Source organism: Lentiprolixibacter sp., assembly GCF_982873095.1.
In genome coordinates this window covers 1-5,737 of sequence record NZ_CEYNTP010000186.1, presented here as the reverse complement: position 1 = coordinate 5,737, position 5,737 = coordinate 1, and the positions used below count along the sequence as shown (strand labels likewise).

The following is a 5,737-nucleotide window of genomic DNA, read 5'->3' as shown; positions in this document are numbered from 1 at the left end:
GGCCATCCCCTTTTGTAATATTAAGGCACTGCCCCTCACAGACAGCATGGCACATGCCTATGGTGCCAAAATCAAGAGGGTCACCAACAAGGCCCGCAACCCATCGAATGCCGCTGATGATTTCGAGGTGGTCATTATCGACAAATACAGGCAACAACTTTCAGAGGGAGGAACATTGCATCCCCAGGTCAGGGATGATTCCGGAACTAATGTCTACTATTTTCCTATTGTTACCAACGCCATGTGTTTACAGTGCCACGGTACCCCAGGGGTTGAAGTGCAGCAGGTGACGGTTGACCAACTTAAAACCTATTACCCGCAGGATAAGGCCATAAATTACGTACCCAACGAAATCAGGGGATTGTGGAAAGTAATTCCGGACCCTACCCAATAGACACAGTTTTATCAATTTAAAAAAGGAAACGAATGAAACTACTGGGCATGATAGGGGGGACCTCCTGGCATTCCACAGAAGTGTACTACCGCCTGATCAATGAGCAGGTGGGCAAACATATCGGCACCCAGGCCAATCCTCCTTTGCTCCTGTACAGCCTGAATATAGAATTGATGCGCTCGCAGGACTGGGACCGCATCAATGGCACGTACCTGGAGATTGCCCAAAAGTTACAGCAAGCAGGGGCGGAAGGTATTATTATCTGCGCCAACACCCCGCATGCGGTTTATGATCATGTACAGCCCAAACTGGATATCCCCATTCTCCATATCGCAGAGGCGATAGGCCGCCAGGCCCGTTCACTGGGGCTGGAAACCCTGGGCCTGCTGGGGAACAAACCCACCATGACCCGTGGTTTTATTGCGGATTATCTCATGGAAAACTTCGGGATAACCACCTTGATCCCACAGGAAAGGGATATTCCAAAAGCACATCATTATGTATCTGCAGAACTGACCCAGGGGCAATTCACCCCTGAGGCCCGTTCGTTCTTTAAAGAGCAGATGGAAATGCTGAGGTCCAGTGGCGCTCAGGGAATTATCCTGGGATGTACAGAATTACCCCTGTTGCTGGACCAGAGTGACTTTGATATACCCATGCTCGCCACAACCCAATTGCATGTGGCCATGGCCGTGGAGTTCATTTTATCAAACGAATAGGGGAGAAGTTATCCCTTTTTCGTTTTACCAAACCCGTACATATTTTGGTGTACAAAGTCCTGAGGGAAGGTTTCATCACCTGGGAATCCAAGTTCAATGGTACCGCTATCCTCGGGGATATAATTGGTCTTGAATATGTAGTCCCAAAGGCTCAGGCTGATCCCGAAGTTTACCCCAAAAGAACCTTCTGGCAAGGCATGCGCATGGTGGTACAGGTGCATTACCGGATTGTTGAACACGTATTTCAGCGGACCGTAGGTAAGCTTGATGTTCGCGTGGTTCAGGTGACCAATGGCAATGGCTACGAAGTGCACGATGAACGCCTGCTCTGGTTCAAAACCACCTAATACCATGACACCCAGTGTTTTGAGGGGTTTGTACAGGATGTTTTCCATCCAGTGGTAGCGCAAATGTGCGGCAAATCCCATTTCCTTGACCGAGTGGTGCACCTTGTGGAAGTTCCACAGTACAGGGTATTTGTGCAACAGGATGTGTGTAAACCACTGTACAAAATCCAGGATGATAAAGAAGATCAGCAACTGCAGCCACATCGGGTAACTGGAGATGCTCAACAGGGTAAGGCTGTCTGAGGCAATGCCCAGGTCGTTGAACGCCAGTCCAAGTACCTTGTAAAATCCACTTATCGCGATAGCAAAGAGGAAAAAGTTAAAGTACATGTAAAAGGCGTCCAGCCAGAAATCCCTACGGAAGATCGATTGATTCTTTCTCCATGGAAAGCCGATTTCCAGCAACCATACTACAAGTGAAATAGCCGTTAGGCCCCAGAAATAATTGGTGTACCAGGGTACGTCGAAAATGATAGACTTCCACGTCCATTCAACACTACCCATAAAAGCGTCTGCAAATGCATTTAGGTATTTTTCCATAATTCAATTTTTTACTAGCAAATTTACGTGATTAATAATAGGGAGCGATGCATTGCTCCATTCTGTCCAGGAACCATCGTAGTTCCAGACGTTTTCGTAGCCAAGCAATTCCGTAAGTACAAAATAGGTATGTGATGACCGTACTCCGGAATGGCAATAGACAATTATCTTATCTGCTTTTGCCGCATCTAATTTTGCATAGATGCGTTCCAATTCAGCAGGCGATTTAAATTTTTTGTTTCCTTCATAGTGTATGGCCTCTGCCCAGTCGATCTGAATGGCCGTGGGGATATGTCCCCCTTTTCCAGCACCAGGTTTCACTTTGGACCCCATGTACTCCTCTTTGGTCCTCGCATCTACCAGGATATACGCCTCATCCTGTGATGCTATCAGGGCTTCCAGATCCTCCTTACTTATGATCCGGCTTTTTTCTCCGGTTTCCGGGAAGGAATAGGCCGTGGCTTTCCGTTTAGGACTTTCGGTATCCAGGGATCTTCCTGCAGCCTTCCAGGCGGTTAACCCTCCATTTAACAGGCGCACATCCGGAAATCCATAATGCTTGAGGGCCCACCACAACCGGGCAGCTTCCGGCAAGCCGTCTTCGTCATACACCACCAGAACGTCTTCATTGCTTATCCCCAGTTGGCTCAGAAGTGCTTCCATATCTCTTTTTTCTGCAAGCATTCCTTTAAACCTGGAATTCGTGTCTTCAATATTATTGCGCCACAGGTTAACCGCACCAGGGATGTGGCCCTTAGCATAGGCTTCTGCTTTGCGGAAATCAATTATTACGTATTTATCGGATGAGGAATCAAACAACTGTTCTACTTCCACCAGAGGTACTTCCGCGCTTTCCAGCTTGGTAGAACCCCCACAGGAAAGGCAAAGGAGCAGCACCCATAATCCAAAAACACTATTCCTCAAGCACATACCAGTCTATATTGCTAAGGATCTCCCTGCGTCCTTTCTTTTTGGGTGGATAGTTGGTCACCAAATAGTCAACTATAATGTCTTCATTCTTGCCCAGGTCCCACAGGTTCTGTGTTTCCTGCATCCACTTTATGGTAGCCACCCATCTTTCACGGTTCATACGATTCTGCATCACCAGCTGTGCGGAATGGCAATTCGTGCAATTATTCACGACAGTCATCAATCCCTCTGCATCTTTCAGGCCGGTCCGCACATGGATGCCATTCTCAATTTTATCATAGTCGTCCTCTTCCATGACGGCCACATATTCGGTTTGTTCAGGACTGCCCCTGAAAAAGGACAAATCGGGATCTGCCATAAGGTAGAGCACCACCACTACCATCATCCCGAAGATGGCAAAAAGCCCCAGCATAAGGCGATATATGGCCTTTACCTGCTTATTAAAGGTGTTGTTTTCTTCCATGCTAACTTACTTTAACAGCAATTCTGTGGCAAGCGTTATTGAGATAGCCTTTCGGGTTCCATCCGGGTAAGAGCATGGGTTGCTTTTTGCCCTGTGCATCCGTGGCCCTTGCCCATACTTCGTAATAGCCTTTCTTCGGGAAGTCAACTTCAGCGGTAAATCTTTGCCAGGCAAGGCGGTTGGCGGGTTTTTCAATACTGCAGGATTTCCATGTGGATCCAAAATCAATGGAGTATTCCATTTCTGTTACTTCCAGTTCCCCTGCCCAGGCATGTCCGCGTATGGCAAGTTTTCTACCCTCTTTGATCATGGCACCGGTTTTTGGGTAAGTGATCAGGGATTTCACCGGCATGGATTCAATGATACACATGTCTTCTTCCTTGACCTTTTCCCCAGGGGCAACCGGGTTACAGGGTACCCGGTAGGCATCTCCTGTCATTTTTGTGCCATCGTGTACTTTATCCCGCACACTTATGCGGTTTACCCACTTTCCGGATACTGAAGCCGGCCAGCCACCTGCGACCAGCCTTAGCGGATAGCCGTGTGCCAGAGGGATATCTTTACCGTTCATTTTAAAGGCCAGCAGGGTTTCATCCTGTAATGCTTTGGCCATAGGGGCCCCCCTTGAAATCGGTTCCTTGCTGGGGTCCCGGCTCAGGTGCACGTCGGCCGCATGGTACCCGATATACACCGCATTACTTTTTATACCCACATCTTCGAGAACATCCCGTAAACGCACACCCGTCCAGGTGGCACAGGATACGGCCCCTACGGTCCATTGGTTGCCTTTGGCCGGGGGATCAAATTCACTTCGCCCGTTCCCTCCGCATTCCAGGGTAAGCTGATAAGTGTAGCTCGGGAATTTGGACTGCAATTCCTGAAGGGTATAGGTTTTGCTTTGAGAGACGGCTTCCCCGTCTATGGTCAGTGTCCATTCAGAAGCATTTATGTTTTCAGGGATCAGTCCGTTGTTCCGAATGAACATAAACTTGTTAGGAGTAATGGGATCGTCCAGCAGATGGGCTTTGGCCTCGATATTCCAGGGCCGGTTGTTCAGCACTTCCATCCCCTCATCTTTCCCAAACAATTTAAAGGGATCCGGGTCCTGAAGGCCCAGCGGTTGGTAGCCGGATGGCATGGTGTGGCCGTAAACGATTTCAGCTCCGATAATGGCCGCCATGGAGCCCAGCACGGAGTTTTGTACGAACTTTCTTCTATTCATTGATAAGGTAGATCTACGAACTACTAAATTACTAAATATATGGACGTGTTTATTGTAACTTTTGTTACCTATTTGGCAGGTTCAGAAGCTTACATTTAGAAGAAACCAATGCAATAAACAATGAAATCTTCTTATCAAATCCTCATCATTGGAGGAGGCACGGCAGGGATAATGACCGCTGCACAGTTGCTTTCTAAAAATTCACGCCTTGATGTAGCAATTATCGAACCTTCAGATACGCACTATTACCAACCTGCCTGGACCCTGGTGGGGGCAGGGACCTATGATTTTGAAAAAACAGCACGGCCTATGTCAGCATTGATGCCCGAGGGCGTGCAATGGATAAAAGACTATGCCACTGGGTTTGATCCGGAGAACAATGCCGTATCTACTCAGGATTCCGGGGACATCAACTATGAGTACCTGGTTGTGGCCCCGGGACTGGTCATGGACCCTTCCCTGATCGAAGGCCTGCCCGAAGCAATGGAGAAAGGCATTGTTTGCAGTAATTATACCGATCCGGAACACACCTGGGAAACCCTGCGCAATTTTAAGGGCGGGAATGCGGTATTTACCCAGCCAACGACTCCTATCAAGTGTGGCGGGGCACCACAGAAGATTGCCTATCTGGCTGCGGATTATTTCCGCAAAAAGGGGATGAAAGATAAAGTGAATGTGATTTTTGCCACGCCCGGAACGGTTATTTTTGGGGTGAAACAGATCCGGACGACCCTAATGCATGTCATCGATCGCTATGGGATCCATTTCAAGCCATTCTATGCCCCTTACCGTATCGATGTGGATAAGAAGATCGTTTATTTCAATCACACCGCTCCTGATGAGAACCAATGTGTGGTAAATGCTGACAATGAACTGGGAGAAATAATGACAGGTGATGCCGTAATACAAATCCCATTTGATATGCTGCACCTGGCCCCACCGCAAACGGCCCCAAAATTTGTTAAGGAATCCACCCTGGTCAATGAAGCCGGATGGCTGGTTGTGGACCACCACTCCATGCAGCACAACCGATACACGAACATATTCGGATTGGGGGATGTAGCAGCGCTACCTACCGCCAAAACCGGGGCGGCAGTTCGCAAGCAGGTACCAGTTGTTGTA

General features: G+C 48.3%; 7 protein-coding genes. 3 read left to right on the top strand and 4 right to left on the bottom strand.

The genetic code is table 11. The features are described from left to right. Both AC4E7D_RS10830 and AC4E7D_RS10825 read left to right on the top strand, forming a co-directional pair. Nucleotides 1–394, top strand: a 394-nt coding sequence (locus tag AC4E7D_RS10830; RefSeq protein ID WP_490173813.1) for a Tll0287-like domain-containing protein, incomplete at its 5' end; no start/stop codon positions are given. Nucleotides 395–426: 32 nt separating this feature from the next. Beyond that, the gene (locus tag AC4E7D_RS10825; RefSeq protein ID WP_490173812.1) at nt 427–1,113 is read left to right on the top strand and encodes an aspartate/glutamate racemase family protein; all 687 of its coding nucleotides are present in this window, start codon (nt 427–429) and stop codon (nt 1,111–1,113) included. An 8-nt stretch (nt 1,114–1,121) separates the two neighbouring features. On the opposite strand, the gene AC4E7D_RS10820 is transcribed toward AC4E7D_RS10825, so the two are convergent. Genes AC4E7D_RS10820 through AC4E7D_RS10805 form a run of 4 tightly spaced genes read right to left on the bottom strand, consistent with a single transcriptional unit; the run spans nt 1,122 to nt 4,615 of the window. Next, nucleotides 1,122–2,000, bottom strand: a complete 879-nt coding sequence (locus AC4E7D_RS10820) for a sterol desaturase family protein (RefSeq protein WP_490173811.1) — start codon at nt 1,998–2,000, stop codon at nt 1,122–1,124. Between the two features lie 3 nt (nt 2,001–2,003). Beyond that, nucleotides 2,004–2,930, bottom strand: a complete 927-nt coding sequence (locus tag AC4E7D_RS10815) for a sulfurtransferase (protein ID WP_490173810.1) — start codon at nt 2,928–2,930, stop codon at nt 2,004–2,006. Beyond that, nucleotides 2,914–3,393: a monoheme cytochrome C gene (locus AC4E7D_RS10810; protein WP_490173809.1), complete on the bottom strand. Its 480-nt coding sequence runs from the start codon at nt 3,391–3,393 to the stop codon at nt 2,914–2,916. Before AC4E7D_RS10810 ends, AC4E7D_RS10815 begins: the two co-directional genes overlap by 17 nt. Before the next feature lies 1 nt (nt 3,394). Next, a complete protein-coding gene (locus AC4E7D_RS10805; protein ID WP_490173808.1) occupies nt 3,395–4,615 on the bottom strand; it encodes a sulfite oxidase in 1,221 nt (406 codons plus the stop codon). 120 nt (nt 4,616–4,735) lie between these two features. On the opposite strand from AC4E7D_RS10805, the gene AC4E7D_RS10800 reads away from it, so the two are divergent. Continuing rightward, nucleotides 4,736–5,737, top strand: a 1,002-nt coding sequence (locus tag AC4E7D_RS10800; RefSeq protein WP_490173807.1) for an NAD(P)/FAD-dependent oxidoreductase, incomplete at its 3' end; no start/stop codon positions are given.

What these genes read in the sequence shown, in the direction of transcription:
- AC4E7D_RS10805 (WP_490173808.1), bottom strand. Translation starts at nt 4,615, where the DNA reads ATGAATAGAAGAAAGTTCGTACAAAACTCCGTGCTGGGCTCCATGGCG.
- AC4E7D_RS10815 (WP_490173810.1), bottom strand. Translation starts at nt 2,930, where the DNA reads ATGTGCTTGAGGAATAGTGTTTTTGGATTATGGGTGCTGCTCCTTTGC.
- AC4E7D_RS10825 (WP_490173812.1), top strand. Translation starts at nt 427, where the DNA reads ATGAAACTACTGGGCATGATAGGGGGGACCTCCTGGCATTCCACAGAA.
- AC4E7D_RS10820 (WP_490173811.1), bottom strand. Translation starts at nt 2,000, where the DNA reads ATGGAAAAATACCTAAATGCATTTGCAGACGCTTTTATGGGTAGTGTT.
- AC4E7D_RS10810 (WP_490173809.1), bottom strand. Translation starts at nt 3,393, where the DNA reads ATGGAAGAAAACAACACCTTTAATAAGCAGGTAAAGGCCATATATCGC.